Origin of the sequence: Candidatus Liberimonas magnetica, assembly GCA_020523885.1 — a bacterium.
Lineage (GTDB): Bacteria > Elusimicrobiota > Endomicrobiia > Endomicrobiales > JAFGIL01 > Liberimonas > Liberimonas magnetica.
Window position 1 is genome coordinate 14,275 of the sequence record JAJAPY010000002.1, and the last position, 18,233, is coordinate 32,507.

The following is an 18,233-nucleotide window of genomic DNA, read 5'->3' on the forward strand; positions in this document are numbered from 1 at the left end:
TAATTACAAAATATAAGGTCTACTGCAATAGAAACAAAATTAAACCATTCACGATTGAAAAATGAATGGTTTTTTTATTTGAAAACCCTATCTTTATGTTGTATAATTAAATTTATCAGGAGGCATCAGGTTTCAGTCACCAGCAGTCAGTAAAAATAAATAGTTTTTTCTGAAGCCTGAAACCTGATGTCTGACACCTTCGGCTTGCATTTCAATTTATGCCTCTATTAATATTTTTCTCAAGTTTTTTATTATATCTCTCTACGCTTGCGCCGAGCATTACTGTAGGGGATTCGGGCGAATTCTGCGCTTCAAGCGTAATATTAGGCCTGCCTCACAGCCCGGGCTACCCTCTCTACTGCCTCTTAGGCAAGGTATTTACCCTCCTTATCCCGTTCGGCAGTTTTGCGTTCAGGCTAAATCTAATGAGCGCTTTCTTTGGTTCGGTTTGTCTCGTCATCTTATACATAGTTTTACTGGAGCTCGGTAAAAACTACAGGCCTGCCCTGGCGGGCGGTTTGATCCCTGAAGACAATAAAAAGGAAAAGATAATAGCTCTTTTTAGCGTGCTTTACCTCGGGGTTTCAAGCGCTTTCTGGCATTCAGCCATACAGTCTGAAGTATTTACTTTGAACGCCTTATTCGTTGCCATGCTTTTCTACTCGTTCATAAAAGAAAAGTATTACCTTTGTGCCTATATTTTCGGCCTGGGTTTAGGGAACCATCATACCTTGATATTCCTCGGCCCGCTTTTTATAATCGCTTTAAAACAGAGCCGTTCGTTCAACATAAAGACATTAGCGCTGTTCACCTTGTTCTTCTTTATAGGTTTCAGCGTTTATCTTTACCTGCCGGTAAGGTCTGCCAAAAACCCTGCCCTGGATTGGGGTCACCCGGAGACTTTGCATAACCTCTGGCGCGTGATCTCAAGGGCTGATTACGGGAGCCTTTCGTTAAGCGTCGGAGAAAAACTGCCGCGCAACCTGGTAACGGTTTTTCAGCAGCTGCTCAGGTTTTTTAAGGTTTTGTCCGGAGAGTTCACTTATGCCGGGGTTTTCCTGGGTATCTTCGGGTGGGTCATTGCCGTAAAAAACAGGTATGGTTACTCAAAAACACTGCTTTTCCTGTCCTTGTTGACAGGTCCCGGGTTTATCCTTCTTTCAAATATGCAGTTTGACAGCCAGTCGGAAGGGATACTTGAAAGGTTTTATCTGATAGTGAATATATTCTGGATGTTCCCGATAATGTGGTCTTTGGATTATATAATGATGGAAGTTTATTACCTTCTCAACAGAGGCAAAGGCAACGACCTGACGCAGTCTCTTGTCATAAGCAGGAAATGGGTCTATTCGTTTGCATCTTTGATATTTATTTGTTTAATATATTTTGCAGCAAACAGCTATTCTTCATCGAACTGGAGGGACTATTATTTAGCTTATGATTACGGCCGTAATATTCAAAGAACACTGCCGAAAAACGCCGTTTTTTTCATGGACGGCGGGGACGATACGTTTTACAGTATGGCCTACTTGAGTTTTGCCAACAGGCAACGGCAGGATCTAGAGCTCCATGACAGGGGCGGGCTTGTATTTAAAAGCATCTACGGTACAGATTTCAGGAGTTTAACCAAACAAGATAAGGAGCTCCGGCGGAATAAAGTCGAACAGGAATTTTATCTGAACAGAAATATTTACTATTCGACCTTTAACAGGGATGTCCTTCCGGGCGTAAAACTTGTTGCCGACGGGATGCTTTACAGGCCGCTGGTCTCTCCCCCGAAATATAAAGTCGTTACTGCAGAGCCGGTCGGAAAGGATTCCTGGCCAATGTATTCTTTAAGAGGTATTTACGGCCGGAAATATTATGATTACAGGAGCAATGCCCTTGCGCCTGTATACCCGTATTTTGAGGCTTTTCGGAGTAAAGATAAACTTATGCTTTGGAAGTATATTTATAACAGGTGGGCTTATGTATTGTGGGTCAAAGACAACATAAGGTATGAAATAATAAACTATGCTTTCCAGACCTTTGAAAGGAATCTCCTGGAGGAGTCGGAAAATATGTATAAAGCCGTCCTTTCCCTTTTCCCGGATGAGGTCTCTGCTTTTGTAAATTTAGGCGTGATAGCAGAAAAAAAGAGGGATTTCGCCGGGTCAAAAGAGTGGTATAGGAAGGCATTAGATATGAACCCGAAAAATATGGATGCTTTATATAACCTTGCAGTGCTTTACTGGAAGGAAGAAAACTGGAGCGAGGTCGTTAAGAACCTTAAACGGATGCTTGAAGTAAAGCCGGACGATCAAAGGGCCAGGTATTACCTGCCGTTAGCCATTGCTAAAATGAATAAGAATGAAATGCAGCAGAGAAATAGATAAGCGATTCCTCTAAAGGATAAGTCATGAAAACAAACTTTCGGAGTTCAAGTAGTTTTTTATTCTATTTGTTGTTGTTTTCTATAGTTTTTATAAAAGCAGGCTATTCAATGGACCCTGCCGGCGATGATAAAAAACTGTACAAAAACCTGAACATAAGGCTGGACAAACTGATAAGAGAATACAGAGTTAACGGGCCAAGCACGGTCATGTCCGCTGCTGCAAGGAAAATACTTGATAACTCTAATATGGTAAAGCTCATAATTTACCCGAAAAACCATAGAGCGAGCGCTGTGAACCTGGACGTTCTTGATAAATATGCCTTTCATTACAGGACGTCAAAGAGTTTTATATACGCGGAAATACCCGTTGATAACCTGGAGAGCGCGGTAAAAGAACTCAAGAACGTCCGCTACATCGACCTGCCTCATAAGATCATTCCGGAAACATTTGAGACCCAGGGAAAAAACCTTATTAATGCCGATAAATACAACCAGAACGGGTATAAGGGAAAGGGAGTCAACGTAGCCGTAATCGACATTGATTTTATGGATTATACAACGCTGATCTCCTCGGGAGAACTGCCTTCTTCTCTCGTCGTTCAGAACTATAACCATACCGAGGCTATGGATTACGGGTCCAGCGGGCACGGCGCTGCCTGCGCCGAGATAATATATGATATTGCCCCGGAGGCGAAGATGTATCTCATAAAAATAAACAACATCATAGACCTTGAGAATGCAAAAGATTATTGCAAAACAAATTCGATCCAGGTAGCAAGCATGTCCCTTGGCTGGCTGGCGGATAATTTTTGTGACGGTACGGGCGAGGTGTGTTCTATAGTAAACCAGATAAGGGATAGCGGCATATTTTTTGTCCAGGCAGCCGGGAACCACGCGAAGGTCCACTGGACAGGCACTTATCAAGACAGCGTGGACAATAAGAATATTCACTGGTGCAAGTTCGCTAACGGGACGGATAAACTGGAAGTTAAATCAACCGGTGCAGGGAACTTCCTGTCCGTAAATATGACCTGGGACGCGTTTCCTACAACAAGCGATAACTACAACCTGTATCTGTTCGACCAGAACCAGAGCTCGGTAACCGCGTCAGAAACTGTCTTGCAGGAAGACGTACCTTTTAAATCAATCGATTATAGTATACCGGACGACCAGAACAAATTTTATTATCTGAAGATAAGAAAGGTCAATTCTTCAGTCAACCATAAACTGCGTATTTTTATTGACAGCGCGTCCAGTTTTACGGTTACTTCCGATAATGTAAAAAGCATGAGCATACTTGCTCCCGCGGATTCTACAGGCGCTTTTGCCGTAGGCGCTGTCGATTACAAAAACTATACGACAGGTCCCCAGGAAAGTTTCAGCTCCCAGGGGCCTACCAATGACGGAAGAATAAAACCCGATATTGCTGCGCCTGACGGTGTCGATACATTCTCGTACGGAGCTGGAAGCTCTTTCGGTACATCTTTTGCTGCCCCTCATGTGGCCGGTGCTGCCTGCCTGTTATTGTCTTTTAACAGCAAGCTTAAGCCGGGTGACCTGGAAAAAAATCTGCAGACAAATGCTATCGATATGGGCAGTGCAGGCAAAGATAACATTTACGGGTACGGGAGGCTTAACCTGCCTCCGACCGCCCCGTCAGGGGTAATTGCAAAGGCATTATCTACGACACAAATAAGCTGGCAATGGTCCACAGGCACATTTACAAATTCAAATATAACAGGCTATAACGTTTATGATGCGGTGTCCGGGCTTAAGAAACAAAAGATATTATCCGTGAATACAAGTTATTGGATAGAGGCGGACCTAAGCACAAATACATACTATTCAAGGAATATAACGGCTTTTTCGGACACTTCGGAAAGCGATCCGAACGGCGTTTCCAGGTACACGCTTACTTATGCGCCGTTTAACCTTGTAGTCAGCACTTTTGGGATGCATAATATAAACCTTGCCTGGTCCGGGGAAATGAACAGTTATTTCATTATAGACAGATCAACAGATAATTTAAACCGGACTGTTATCTTAAGCACAAGCGCCCAGGTGACAGGCACGACTTATACGGATAAAAACCTGTTGCCAGCAACATCCTACTATTACAGGATTTTTGCGGCTAACGGCGATGGCCTAGCGGCCAAAAACCATGCGGCAGTTTCACAGAAAACCCGGAGCTTTCCTTCAAGCATAACTATTTTGACCTCGACTTCAACGGCTGCACAGGAACAAAAAATAACAAGACCGGGCCTTGGAGACATCAAGGTCCAGGTCCCTCCAGGGGGGATAAGTTTGAACGGGTATATAGTTATCGATACTAACGCACAAAATTATCCGAACGAAATAAGTAAAAGCGACCTTGATAACGCCGAAGCAAAATTAACCGCCAGAAAAAGCAAGCTCATAAATAATTCTGTAATAAGGCTCGGCCTTTACAGTCTGGACGGCTCAACAGTAACGGCGAATTTTTTGAAACCTTTCAAACTTATAATCTCTTATCCGGATCCAGGCAATACCGGAAGGGTTGATAACACAACGTTCCATAATGAAGCCGGTTTTCTTAAAATCGTAACCTTAAATAAAAACACGCTGCTGTGGGAAGAGGTGCCGGGGTCGGCCCTGGACACGGTAAAGAAGAACGTCTCGGCAGATATCAGCCATTTTTCGATCTATGCTTTAGCGATAGTGTTAAGTGCCGGCAGTGACCTGTCTGAAGTCTTAGTATACCCGAATCCCTACGTGCCCGGTGACACCTCAGGCCACGGGGATTCAGCCATGGGAAAAGGAGTGGTTTTTGAGAAGTTGACCGGCAAGGCGGTCCTTAAGATATTCAATATCGCAGGGGAACTTGTCAAAGAAGTAAAAGAAAGCGATATTGACTCAAGCGGTATCTATATCTGGGACACTAAAAACAGCGATGGTGCAGCCGCAGCCTCGGGAGTATATATTTATTTCATTACAAATCCGGACGACGCCACACAAAAAAAGGCCGGTAAGTTTTCTATAATAAAGTAGGGCTTACCCCGCCGCACAGAAAGCCCCCGACTTTGTCGGGGGATGAATGTTAATGATGGCGGGATGTCACGTTGTTCAAAGGAGCCTCCGGCTCTTGCCGGAGGGGTTCCACAAAGGTAAGCCCTCTGTCTTGAGTTGTGTGTCATGCGCTATGGGTCAAAGACTCACGACCCAGGACTCATGGCTCAAGGCGCAATAGCCTCTACTATGAAACACATCGCTGCTTTCCTTATATTCTCGATAACTTTCGGTGTACTGGTTTACACGACTGTGCCTGCCCTTACAGAAGACGATTCGGGCGAACTCTCGGCCACTGTGAACTGCCTGGGGATCTGTCATTCACCCGGCTATCCGCTGTACAGCCTGGCAGGAAAGATATTGGTTACAGCGATGCCGTTCGGTAACAGAGTGTATTGTGTCAATATTTTATCTTCGTTATTTATTGCTGTCTGTGCTGCGGTCTTGTTTTTTGCTGCTTTGGAGTTGAGCAGCGATATTTTAATATCAATTATAATTGCCCTCTTGTTTTCTTTTTCAGGTCTTGTCTGGGCAATGGGGAATACAACAGAAGTGTACGGGCTTGCGGCTTTTATGACCAGCCTGATATGCCTGGTCATGTTCAAAAAGATAAGGCCTGTTTCCTATATTTTGGTATTTTACTTCCTCGGTATCGGAGTATTGGCGCATTATACGGTCGGGCTTCTTATAGCAGGGATATTTCTTTGGTTCTTTTTAAATTATATCCACGGTGTTAACCCGGGTTTTAAAGGGCATATAAAAACCCTCAGGTATTATTTTCCGAATATCATTTTATTCGGAGTTCTCGGTTTTTCCCTGGTCTTATTTATTTTAATAAGGGCAAAAGCTCAGCCTGTGTTCAGCTGGGAAGACCCACAGACATTAAAACGTTTCTGGCAGGTGGTTGCACGGCTCCGCTACGGGACTATGTCCCTTGCTCAGGGAGGCGCTCCTCCGCTTGCCCTGCCCGTTATTTATAATAAAATATATTTTTTCTTTAAAGTTGTAATAGAGAATTTCACGGTCATCGGCCTGCTTCTTTTTCTATACGGCGGATTTTTGTGTTTAAAAGATAAAACAAGAGGCTGGCCGCTTATCCTTCTTTTACTCGGAAGCGGCCCGGGGTTTTTGATACTTGCAAATGTTACTCTGGACCCGGGTTCTGAATCGCTCCTTAAAAGGTTTTTCTTTCTTCCGTTCATTTTCCTTGTCCTCATGATCACAAAAGCGTTGAAAAGCATGCCTAAAACCTTTTCAAGGCTTTCGCTGGCCCTTCCGCTTTTTCTTTTGTACAGCAATTTTCCGGATTATAACACCCGCAACAATTATATTTTTTATGATTATGCAAAAAACATGATCAATACTGTCCCTAAAAACACTATCCTCTTCTCTGACAGGGCAGACGAGATGGAGTTTTCAATCGGCTACCTTAATATTTCTAAAGGCTTAAGGCCGGATATAAGGTTCATAGACTGCAATGCCGGTATCACAAAGAGCATATACGGAGACGGGTATTACATGATATGGGGAAAACCAAGGCTGAAAATAAGGGAGGATACTGAGAAAAGTATAATAGCAGCCTCTAAGCGGCCTGTGTTTTATGCTACGTTCGAGCCTGCGATGATAAATATTCCCAGGTATCAGCAGGGGCTGTTGTTTCGGGCGAAACCCGCCTCAGACCCCAAAGAAAGGTTTCCCTATCACGAAATTTATTACTTGAGACGGCCGGAAAATATGGATAGAAGAGAGCACGACTTATTGCTGTCCTATTATGATCTTCTCGGTAGGTACTACCTGGCTATCGGCGATACTGCGAATGCGGACAGGTTCTTTAAGGGGGTTTCTGCCTATGACGATAAAGGAACTTGGAACACGGCCACAGGGTTCTTGTTCCACTCCAAAGGCCTGCTCGACCTGGCCGAGAAATATTACACTATCTCCGTTGCCAGGGGAGCAGCGAACCTGGAAACTTTAATTAACCTCGGAGCGGTGTATGAGTCCAAGGGGGAAATAAAAAAAGCAAAATATATATACGCCAAAATACTGGAAAATAGCCCGGAGAATGTTCAGACACATTATAACCTGGCTGTCCTTTACTGGAAAGAGGCAGACTGGAGAAAGGTTGTTTCCGAGCTTGAAACCGTATTGAAGCTGGACCCGAACCATTCTGAAGCAAGGAAATACCTGCAGTTTGCGCGGCAAAAGTAGGCCTGCTGAAAAATCCAGCAGACCTTGATTACTGTGATTAACTTCAAGATTATAGGGATTAATTATCACTGAAGTATCACTGTAATCGTTGTTATGAATCACTGTAATCAGTCATTAAGGTAATTATGCTAATTTTCCTATTTAGTTTTATATTATATCTGTTTACGCTTTTCCCCGGAGTTGCGCCGTACCGTGATACCGGCGAAATGACAAGCGTTGCGTTTACCCTGGGCATTGCGCACCCGCCGGGATACCCGTTTTATGCTCTCTTATCAAAGTTGTTCCTAATTATATTGCCGTGGGGAAATGTAGGCTATAAATTAAATGTTCTGTCGGCGCTTGCAGGAGCCCTGACTGTTTTTATGATATACAAGATACTGCTTCATTTTAAGATGAACGGTTTTTTGGCTTCAGTTCTAAGTTTCCTGTTCGCTACCTCTTACCTCCAGTGGTACCTCTCGCTAGTCTCGGAGATGTACACATTAAATACATTCTTTGGTGCTGTGGTATTGTACATCATCTGTAAAGCATATCCGTCAGTTGATATTCCGGAAAAAAATAAGGGTTTTGGAAAACAGGTGTTCCTTCTTGCTTTTGTATTCGGCCTGGGGTTGGGAAACAGGATGGACCTCGTGCTCCTTGCAGCCGGCTTGTCCTGGATATTTTATGTCAAAAGAAAACAATTGTCGCTTTCAACTTTGTTTACTTTGACGATCTTGTTTTGTATCGGTTTTTCCGTGTTTTTGTTCCTTCCTGTCCGCTCCCAGGCAGGCGCCTTGCTTGATTGGAACCACCCTGCAGACCTTTCGAGGTTCTGGGGAAGCCTTACAAGGAAAACACACGGGGGTACGCTTGACCTCCTTTCTACGAACTATGCCTCCGGCGCCAACTTCAAATCAACGATACTGTTTTATCTAAACCATGTTTACGACGGCTTTGCTTATTTAGGTATTTTTATAGCTGTCCTGGGGGCCTATTCATTATGGAAGAAAGACAGGAACCTGGCTTTCTCTTTTCTGGCTGCCTGGTCGATTTCCGGCCCTTTATTTATTTACATGGCGAATATGCCGCCTAACCCGCATGCCCTGGCTATCCTTGAAGCTCACTTTCTCTTGCCTAACCTGATAGTTATTCTATGGATAGCTTTTGGATTATACTTCCTTTATGAAACTTCAAAGGACAAGTATAGAAAGAACACAGTTTTAGGCTTGAGCCTCATATTATTATTCGTCAATGTGTACGGCCATTTTCCTCAATTGGATAAACGGAATAACTTTGTAGCCTACGACTACTCTAAAAACGTTTTTCGTTCCAGCCCCAGGAACGCCATAGTGGTAGCAAAAAAGGATGTGCAGTTATTTGCTCTCTGGAATAAACAGCTCGTAGAATCACAGCGGCCCGACCTGTCAATAGTAAGCCAGGGCCTGTCGGGTTCGTTCTGGTATATAGAGGCATGGAAAAAGATACATCCGGATATTTTCATCGGCCCGTTAAGGTCTCAGGAAGAGTGGAGGTATTTTTTAGAAAATAATAAAAACGAAGTTTATTTTACAGGTGATGCTGAATATACGAGGGTCGATAAATACATAGAAGAACCGCAGGGTTTGGTAAACCGGGTGGCAATGTCGTATTCCGCGATAAAAGGAGATGTTTTATTGAATTATATTTATCCCTACAGGGGCAAATACCTCTATACCGCTTACAGGGAGTTCTTCACCCCTGACCTAATAGACGATTACTCCAAAGGCTATCTTTTTCTTGGGATGTATTACATGGGGTTGAAGGATTACGATAAAGCGAGGGCTAATTTTAAGAAGGCTTTGATGCTGAAGCCTCTGTTCCCTCTTGCCTTAAACTACATCTCTTTTACTTATGTCGACCAGGGACAGTTTGCCGCAGCCTGCGAAAAATATACCGAGGATGTTAAGCAATATAATGAATTAATAGGGCTGGCAAACGAGTATAACTCCTTAAACGATGTCAAAACTAGTTTGTACAAGGAATTGTCTGAAGTTTATCTTTCTCTGGGCGTCTGCTATGAAAAAACAGGGAAAGATGATGAGAGCCTGAAGGCATACCAGAACGCTATCGAGGTCTATCCGGCTCAGGCAAGAGCCTGCTATAATAAATCAGTAATATACTGGAAAAGGGGCGATTGGCAAAAGGTGATAAGTGAGCTGGAAAAAGCCCTGAGAATAGACCCCAATTACCGTGAAGCCGCATATTATTTACAGCTCGCTCAAAAAAACATGAATAGCACAAAAAAATGAAAAACGAGGAATGGAGGAATAATTAAATGAATCAGAAAAAATTTTTCAACGGGATAGTAAATGGAAAAAAAGATATAATACAGGTTATCATTGATTTAATGAAACAAAACAATATTGACTATTGTGTTATCGGCGGGCTTGCTGTAAATGCCTATGTAGAGCCGGTCGTAAGCCTTGATTTAGATATTGTAGTGGTAATTGATAAGATAGATAAACTAATGGAATCCGCAGAAGATAAATTCAAAATTGAGAAATTCCCGCATAGCATTAATTTTGGAAGCAAAGATTCAGACATCAGAATACAATTGCAGACAGATAAAAGATATCAGGATTTCATTAAAAAGGCATCTGTTAAGCCTGTTCTGGGCTATCAGATGAATGTTGCGTCATTGGAGGATGTATTAAAGGGAAAACTCTGGGCATATTCGGATAAAGAAAGGCGGGGAAGCAAACGCCAGAAGGACCTGGCTGATATTATGCGCATTGTTGAATCATTCCCGGAATTAAAATCATTACTGCCGGAGCCATTGATAAATAAAATTAATCCCGCGCCATGAAATGTTGGGGTCAGACCTCAACTATTGAATACGAAATTCGAGAAAATATGAAGTTGATAGCATATTTATCATTAATTCTTGTTTTATGTTCCGGTGTCTATTCAAAAGAAATGGATAAAGAAAATTTCATTGCCGCACGGCAAGCTATGGTCGATTTACAAATAAAAAAAAGAGGCATAAAAGACCCTAAAGTCCTTAAAACGCTTCTGACGGTTGAAAGGCACAAATTTATTCCGCAGGAATATTTATATCTGGCAGACTACGACCCCTACGGCGACTACCCTGTCCCTATCGGTGACGGGCAGACAATATCCCAGCCGTACATTGTTGCCTTAATGACTGAATTATTAAACCTGAAAGGCGGGGAAAAGGTCCTTGAAATAGGCACGGGTTCGGGCTATCAGGCTGCAGTGCTTTCTTATCTTACAAAAGAAGTTTATACGATAGAAATAATAGAAAACCTTGCCCAACAGGCAAAAGAGAGGCTGAAAAGCTATAAAAATGTTTTTGTTAAACACGGAGACGGTTACCTCGGCTGGCCGGAGCATGCGCCGTTTGATAGGATAATAGTGACTTGTGCGCCGGATCATATACCTGAGCCGCTTTTTGAGCAGTTGAAAGAAAACGGCAGGATAATTATTCCTGTAGGAGAATCGGTCCAAGAGCTCGTATTGGTCAGGAAAAAGAATGGTAAAATGGCCAGGCAGAGTGTTTTGCCTGTCAGGTTTGTGCCGATGCTCCGAGACAAATAGTATAAGCGACGAGCGATAATATGAAATTACTTTTATGCTTAATGATGTTTTTCCCTCTAACAGCTTTTTCATCGGGTAATGAATTAGCTTCTTCGCCGAAGAAACTGCCTGCGCCTGATATTACCGGGAAAAAGCCTTTAGAGGAATGTATAGCAAAAAGGCGTTCTGTAAGGAAATTCCAGAACAAAAATCTGTCAGTCGGACAAATCTCTCAAATCTTATGGGCCGGACAGGGGATTACTGATCGGAAAAACGGGCTTAGAACCGCTCCTTCAGCCGGGGCTACATATCCCATGGAGCTGTATGTGCTGACTCCTGAAGGGGTATTCCAGTACCTTCAAAATGATCATAGTATTGAAAAAGTCTTAAGCAAAGATTTAAGAAAACAGTTATCTGTCGCCGCATTCGGACAAAGGTACGTTTCAGATGCAGGAATATCAATAGTGATCTGCGCTGTTTATGAACGGACCTCGTTTCGTTATAAGGACAGGGGAATAAGGTATGTCCATATGGAAGCGGGGCATATTGCACAAAATATACACCTCGAAGCAGAGGCGCTGGGGCTTGGGAGCGTGCCGCTGGGCGCTTTTGACGATAATGAAGTAGCAAGGTTGCTTGGCTTAGAAAAAGAATGCCGGCCCCTTTATATTATTCCAGTTGGATATAAGGCAATGGAATAGAGCTGTCTGGTGTTATAAAAAAGATGATCCCGCCGCAATAAAACCTCACAAAGGCAAGGGGTATGTTAATATTGGCGGGATATCATAGACTAATGGGAGTAAGATAGGTTCCACAAATGATAAAAATATTCGAAGTCAACAAGGCGTACGGCCAGCAGGTACTGTTCAAGGACATGAGCTTCAGCATAAACCGTGGCGAGAAGATCGGGCTTGTGGGAAGGAACGGGAACGGTAAGACCACTTTGTTTCAGATGATACTGGGCAGGGTAAGCCTGGATTCAGGCAGTATCACCAGGCCGAAGAATTACCGCATCGGCTATTTCGAGCAGCATATACATTTTACAAAACCGACCGTTATCGAAGAAGTATGCCTGGGCCTCAGGCCGGAAGAAGAATACGATACCTGGAAAGCCGAAAAGATCCTTTCAGGCCTTGGATTTTCCGAAGAAGATATGCAAAGAAGCCCTTCGGAGTTTTCAGGCGGGTTCCAGATTCGTTTAAACCTGGCAAAACTGCTTGTTTCGCGGCCGGATATGCTCTTACTTGATGAGCCTAATAACTATCTTGATATCATAGCTATCAGGTGGCTGGAAGGGTTCTTAAGATCGTGGGAGGGCGAGTTTATACTTATAACCCACGACCGCAGTTTTATGGACAGCGTTGTAACGCATACCGTTGCTTTGCACCGGAACCAGGCAAAAAAAGTCGAAGGCGATACAGAAAAGCTGTATACACAGATAAACCAGGAAGAAGAAATCTACGAGAAAACAAGGCTTAATGAAGAAAAGAAACGCAGGCAGGTGGAACTGTTCATTGCGCGGTTCAAGGCAAAAGCAACTTTTGCAAGCCGCACCAGTTCCAAAGCTAAGATGATTGAAAAACAGGGTGAGAAGGAAAAACTGGGGGTCATTGAAGACCTGGATATGTATTTTAACAGCGCGCATTTTCCGGGGGCTAAGATGATGGAGGCTCAAAATATATCGTTTTCTTATACAGGTACGGCGCCGTATTTGATAGATAAATTTTCGCTTGAGATAGGCAAAAAAGACAGGATATGTATCGTAGGAAAGAACGGAAAAGGGAAGTCCACTCTTTTGAAACTTTTAGCCGGGGAACTCACGCCTCTGAGCGGCGAGGTAAAAAAGCATCCTGTGCTTGCAGAAGGATATTTCGGGCAAACGAACAAGATGGACCTTGATGAAGAAAAAACCGTGCTTGACGAGATACTGAGCACGGATAAGGATTGCAGTGTGGGCACTGCACGCACTATCGCAGGCGGGCTCATGTTCTCCGGTGACAGCGCTCTTAAGAAGATCAGCGTGTTGTCCGGCGGGGAAAAAAGCCGGGTATTGCTTGGAAAGATACTGGTAAAACCGTGCCATTTGTTGTTCCTCGATGAGCCCACGAACCATCTTGATATGCAGTCGTGCGATTCGCTGATAGAAGCAGTTGACGGTTTTGACGGTTCGGTAGTCATGGTCACCCACAACGAAATGCATTTAAGGAGCGTAGCTACCAAGCTTATTATTTTTGACAACGATAGGATCAGCATCTATACCGGCGGTTATGACGATTTCCTGCGGGATCTAGGCTGGTCCGACGAAGGTTATTCCAGATAAAAACCAAAGTTGATATTGGTGTTTTTTTCGGATTTTGAGTTTATTATTTTTTAGGAGGGGGTAAAACCATGGAAGAAATGTTCGCAAAAGAGGAGTTGGAACGTCTGCTTTTGATGGTGGCGGTCGGTAATTGGGTTATTAACGGCGTAAAAGAAAAATCCCTTATTGAGTTTGAAGAAATTGAACAGAAATTTTATCAATATGCCCTGGACCAGGGGCTTGAAAAGTATTTTAATAAAGATGATTTAAGCATCGGGATATTTCCGAATAAAGCGCTTGAAAAATTGATGATGGAATATATAGATGAATATAACAATCATATTTTTTGGCAGGAATTGGAAGACAGCCTTGTCGACAGGGATATGATAAAAAAGTACGGCGTGGAAAGCATCAATAAGATGGAACTTGAAGAACGGTTGGAAAAAGAAGAGGAATTCCACGAGAAATACAACAATGAGTTTTCCGATAACGGGTTAAATAATATTGAGATCAGTAATTAGCACTACTTCGTTAAGTCGAATATCATACGACACTCTTTCTTCTTCGGTGTCTTTGCGAGGAGCGAAGCGACGTGGCAATCTCCAAAACGTCGAGATTGCTTCGCCTCTGGCTCGCAATGACAAACCTCACTTAACGAAGTAGTGTTAGGTGACGGCAGATAAAGACAAAACAGGATTAGATTTAAAATGAACAAATACCTTAGTATCTCTTTTGTTGTAGTAATATTGCTTTTATCCACTCATGCTTTCCTGGGAGTTCATTCCATGAGGTTCCTTTCTCCGACTTATGATGAACACGTCCATCTTACGGCGGGTTATTCTTATCTTAAAACAAGAGATTATCGCCTGAATTCCTTTGACCATCCTCCGTTTAGCGAGATGTGGGCCGCAATGCCTTTGCTGTTTCTAAAACCAATATTTCCTTTGCAGCACCCGTACTGGAGCGAAATATGGAAATACCAGTACGCTTTTTCGGATATATTTGTCTATAAAAACAAGGTAGACCCTCAAAGGATGCTTTATTTCGGAAGGACGATGATACTATTGCTCTCTCTGGCTCTGGGCCTTTGTATCTATTTTTTCAGCAAGGAATTATTCGGGCAAATCCCTTCTTATATCGCCATGTTCTTATGGTCTTTTTCTCCGGTCTTTATTGCCCACGGCACGCTGGTAACTACGGATATGGCTTTAACTCTGTTTTATTTCCTAAGCATATACATGCTTTGGCGCTGGTATAAAAGTACCGGCCCGGAAATAAGCGTACCTTTATATAAATCTATTCTTGCAGGCTTAAGCCTCGGGTTATTGCTGGCATCTAAATATTCGGCTGTTGTGATTTTCCCGGTGATAGGATCAATACTTGTCGTATATTGGTTAAAGGTGAAAGTCAGCACAAAAGATGTTACGGGTTTGTTGTTCTGGAGCATTGTTAGCGTTTTTGCGGTGCTGTTTATTGTTTATCAATTCAATTCTCTTTCTATTTATTATTTGATAGGGTTAAAAAAAGTCTTAACAGGGGTTTCTCAGGGGAGGTCTTCATTCCTTTTGGGCGAGCATTCTACGAACGGCTGGATATATTATTTCCCGGTGACTTTTTTCTTAAAAACCCCGTTACCTCTTATTATTCTTTTTTTTGGCTCATTGTTTATTTTCAGGCTGTGGACGCTTGAAAACCTGTTGTTCCTGTTTTTGCCGGCATTTTTTTATTTTGCTTCAAGCTGTTATTCAAAAGTCAATATAGGGCATAGGCATATTCTGCCTATATACCCGTTCCTTATAGTCTGGGTATCAGGTTTGTTTTTATATATGAACAAAAAAACAATCAGGGCTGTCTCCGCCCTTTTATTACTTTGGTATGGTTACGGTTCCTTAAAGGCATATCCCTGGTACTTAAGCTATTTTAATGAGGTCATCGGTTCTACTGATAACGGCTATAAATATCTTACGGATTCGAATATTGATTGGGGGCAGGGTTTAAAAGAGCTGGGTAAATATCTGAAAGCAGAGAATGTTTCCGGGATATATTTGTGCTATTTTGGGATAGGAGACCCGCATTATTACGGCATAAAATACGAACCGATGGGGTTCGTGGACAATATCAGCTACCCCAATGCAAAGGGACACAGGGATGGGGACAAAATAGATTTCTCTAAAGAGCCGCGGATATTGCTTGCGGTATCAGTGAGCAACTTGCAGGCAACTTATTATGCGGATAAGAAGATTTTTTCCTGGTTAAAAGATATCCCGTATGAAAAAATGATCGGCCATTCCATCCTGGTCTATGATATGGGAAAATACCCCGCTCAATACGAAAAGCTCCTTGAAATGCTGAAGTAATATCGCAAGATATGTAACAAGAATTAAGGTGTGTGACCTGAATTATAAAAAAGGGTGTCATTCCCGAAAACAGTTATCGGGAATCCAACAATAAGTAAAGCAAGTAAAGCCTGACAATGAAATAAAGGAGCCTCCGGCTCCTGCCGGATGAGCTCAGATTATCGGTTGACAATCGTCTAATTATAGACTATAATATGGCTAAATAGAGGTGCTAATAATGTTCAATCCTATATTTTCAGTATCACAAAAAGTGCTTGAAAATATAAAGAAAATAGAAGAATACAAAACTAAGCTTAACACCCGCCGTTTTCCTGAAACCATCTTAGTTGAATTTGAAAGGCTTGCCAGGGAAGTTTCTTCGTTTTCTTCCACCAGCATTGAGGGCAATCCCCTGCCTTTAACCGAAGTAAAAAAAATCATTAAAAACATTCCAGCAAATCTTAATGACAGCGAAAAAGAAGTTGTAAACTATAATGAAGCTCTGCTGGAATTAAACAGGTTATTTGAAAGCAAGCAAGATATAATTTTTAACCTATCGTTTATCCTCAAAATTCACATGTTCACTATGAAAGATTTATTACCGGAGCCTAAATGCGGGAAATTGAGGTTGGAGCCGGTGTTTGTAAATGATCCGAAGCTTAAAAAAACAGTTTATTGGCCGCCTGACCAGAAGGATGTCCCGCTTTTGTTAAATGAACTGCTTGAATATGTGCAAAACAATACCGGGGACATGGACCCTTTGCTTCTTGCCGGGATATTCCATAAGCAATTTATTATAATTCATCCTTTTATTGACGGCAATGGCCGCACTGTCCGGCTTGCAACAAAAGCGCTTTTAGCGCATATGGGGCTTGATACATTTAATCTTTTTAGTTTTGAAAATTACTATAACAGGAATGTCAGCCGTTATTTCCAAAATGTCGGAGTATTGGGGAATTATTATGATATTACAGGTACTGTTGACTTTACCGGATGGCTCGAATATTTTACAGAAGGTATTTTAGATGAATTATACCGTGTGGCAAAGGAATTAGAAGCATCTTCTATAAATCCTCAAACAGAGTTGAAGCCTTATCACAAGAAAATCATAGTTTTTATAGAAAAACATGGATTTATTGCCGACCGCGATTATGCAAAACTGACCAACAGGGCAAAGGCAACAAGGAGCTTAGATTTTAATACGCTAATAGAACGCGGCCTTATTGAAAAATTCGGAAAAGCCCGGGCAACATACTATAAACTAAAGAAATAGCTGAGGATTATAACTCAAAAAGAGTGTCATTCCCGAAATTAGTAATCGGGAATCCAACAATAATCAAGTAAAGCCTGACACCGAATTAAGATCGACACCAAGATCAAGATATACGCTAAAAAAGGAGTCATGACATGTTACTTAGCATCGTTATTCCGGTCTACAATGAAAAAGAAAACCTTAAGGAGCTTTACAAGCAGTTAAAAGCAGTAGATATCAGGGACTATGAAATAATAATAGTGGATGATGGTTCTACGGACGGAAGCCTTGAACTGCTGAAAGAAATCTCAAAAAAAGACTCTTCGGTCAAAATAATAGTTCACAGGAAAAATTACGGGCAGACTGCGGCGCTTTTTAGCGGGTTTTCGAACGCTATAGGGGATTGGATAGCGACTTTAGATGCTGACCTGCAGAATGATGCCGCTGATATTCCCAAAATGCTTGCCAAAGCAAAGGAAGGCTATGATGTTGTTTCGGGTTGGAGAAAGGACAGGAAAGATTCATTCTTTTTCCGCAGCCTGCCGAGTATAATGGCAAACTATTTGATATCTGTCATAACGGGCGTGAAACTGCATGATTACGGGTGTACCCTTAAAGTATATAAAAGGGAGTTGATACAGAAACTTGCGATATACGGAGAGATGCACAGGTTCCTTCCTGCATATCTGTCCTGGCAGGGAGCGAAGCTTTACGAAATGGAGGTTGTGCACCATGAACGGTTGTCAGGCAAATCGCATTACGGGTTTGGAAGGGTATTTAAGGTAATCCTTGACCTGTTCGTTGCAAAGTTTTTTTTCTCGTACCTGACAAAGCCTATCTATGTTTTCGGAGGCGTAAGCCTGGCATCTTTTGTTCTTTCTGTCCTAGCCGCAGGCATAGTTGTTATAAGAAAAATATTTTTTGAAGGCGCCTGGATAAGCCCTTTAATATTTGTTTTCTTCTTTCTTCTCGGGGTTTCGGTGCTCTGCCTCTTGCTGGGGCTATTGGCCGAGATCCTTATACGCATATACTTTGAGTCTAAAGATAAAATACCATACCACACAAAGGAAAAAATCAATATTTAGCGTATAAAAAATAGGGATAGGGGGTAAGGTGTAAGGGGTAAGTTTTTAATCTTAGACCTTATCCCTTACACCTTAA

General features: G+C 42.4%; 12 protein-coding genes and 1 pseudogene. All 13 read left to right on the forward strand.

Annotation, left to right across the window (positions count from 1 at the left end):
- Window positions 1-218: 218 nt before the first annotated feature.
- The 13 genes and pseudogenes from LHV68_01535 (at window position 219) to LHV68_01595 (ending at window position 18,157) form a co-directional block, all read left to right on the forward strand.
- Window positions 219-2,375: a DUF2723 domain-containing protein gene (locus LHV68_01535; protein ID MCB4790545.1), complete on the forward strand. Its 2,157-nt coding sequence runs from the start codon at window positions 219-221 to the stop codon at window positions 2,373-2,375.
- Window positions 2,376-2,620: 245 nt separating this feature from the next.
- A pseudogene (locus tag LHV68_01540) lies at window positions 2,621-3,295 on the forward strand (S8 family serine peptidase).
- A 366-nt stretch (window positions 3,296-3,661) separates the two neighbouring features.
- Entirely contained in the window at window positions 3,662-5,401 is a 1,740-nt protein-coding gene (locus LHV68_01545; GenBank protein MCB4790546.1) for a S8 family serine peptidase, read from the forward strand.
- Window positions 5,402-5,608: 207 nt separating this feature from the next.
- Window positions 5,609-7,627: a DUF2723 domain-containing protein gene (locus tag LHV68_01550; protein MCB4790547.1), complete on the forward strand. Its 2,019-nt coding sequence runs from the start codon at window positions 5,609-5,611 to the stop codon at window positions 7,625-7,627.
- Window positions 7,628-7,752: 125 nt separating this feature from the next.
- The gene (locus LHV68_01555) at window positions 7,753-9,897 is read left to right on the forward strand and encodes a DUF2723 domain-containing protein (GenBank protein MCB4790548.1); all 2,145 of its coding nucleotides are present in this window, start codon (window positions 7,753-7,755) and stop codon (window positions 9,895-9,897) included.
- A gap of 26 nt (window positions 9,898-9,923) precedes the next feature.
- Window positions 9,924-10,454, forward strand: coding sequence for a nucleotidyl transferase AbiEii/AbiGii toxin family protein (locus LHV68_01560; GenBank protein MCB4790549.1), 531 nt, complete (start codon window positions 9,924-9,926; stop codon window positions 10,452-10,454).
- Window positions 10,455-10,501: 47 nt separating this feature from the next.
- Window positions 10,502-11,206, forward strand: coding sequence for a protein-L-isoaspartate(D-aspartate) O-methyltransferase (locus LHV68_01565; protein ID MCB4790550.1), 705 nt, complete (start codon window positions 10,502-10,504; stop codon window positions 11,204-11,206).
- Window positions 11,207-11,226: 20 nt separating this feature from the next.
- The gene (locus LHV68_01570) at window positions 11,227-11,886 is read left to right on the forward strand and encodes a SagB/ThcOx family dehydrogenase (protein MCB4790551.1); all 660 of its coding nucleotides are present in this window, start codon (window positions 11,227-11,229) and stop codon (window positions 11,884-11,886) included.
- Window positions 11,887-12,002: 116 nt separating this feature from the next.
- Window positions 12,003-13,505, forward strand: coding sequence for an ATP-binding cassette domain-containing protein (locus LHV68_01575; GenBank protein MCB4790552.1), 1,503 nt, complete (start codon window positions 12,003-12,005; stop codon window positions 13,503-13,505).
- A 68-nt stretch (window positions 13,506-13,573) separates the two neighbouring features.
- A complete protein-coding gene (locus tag LHV68_01580) occupies window positions 13,574-14,005 on the forward strand; it encodes a hypothetical protein (GenBank protein MCB4790553.1) in 432 nt (143 codons plus the stop codon).
- A 186-nt stretch (window positions 14,006-14,191) separates the two neighbouring features.
- On the forward strand, window positions 14,192-15,841 hold the full coding sequence (locus LHV68_01585) for a phospholipid carrier-dependent glycosyltransferase (GenBank protein MCB4790554.1): 1,650 nt from the start codon (window positions 14,192-14,194) through the stop codon (window positions 15,839-15,841).
- Window positions 15,842-16,058: 217 nt separating this feature from the next.
- Window positions 16,059-17,093, forward strand: a complete 1,035-nt coding sequence (locus LHV68_01590) for a Fic family protein (GenBank protein MCB4790555.1) — start codon at window positions 16,059-16,061, stop codon at window positions 17,091-17,093.
- Between the two features lie 134 nt (window positions 17,094-17,227).
- Window positions 17,228-18,157, forward strand: coding sequence for a glycosyltransferase family 2 protein (locus LHV68_01595; protein ID MCB4790556.1), 930 nt, complete (start codon window positions 17,228-17,230; stop codon window positions 18,155-18,157).
- Window positions 18,158-18,233 lie beyond the last annotated feature (76 nt).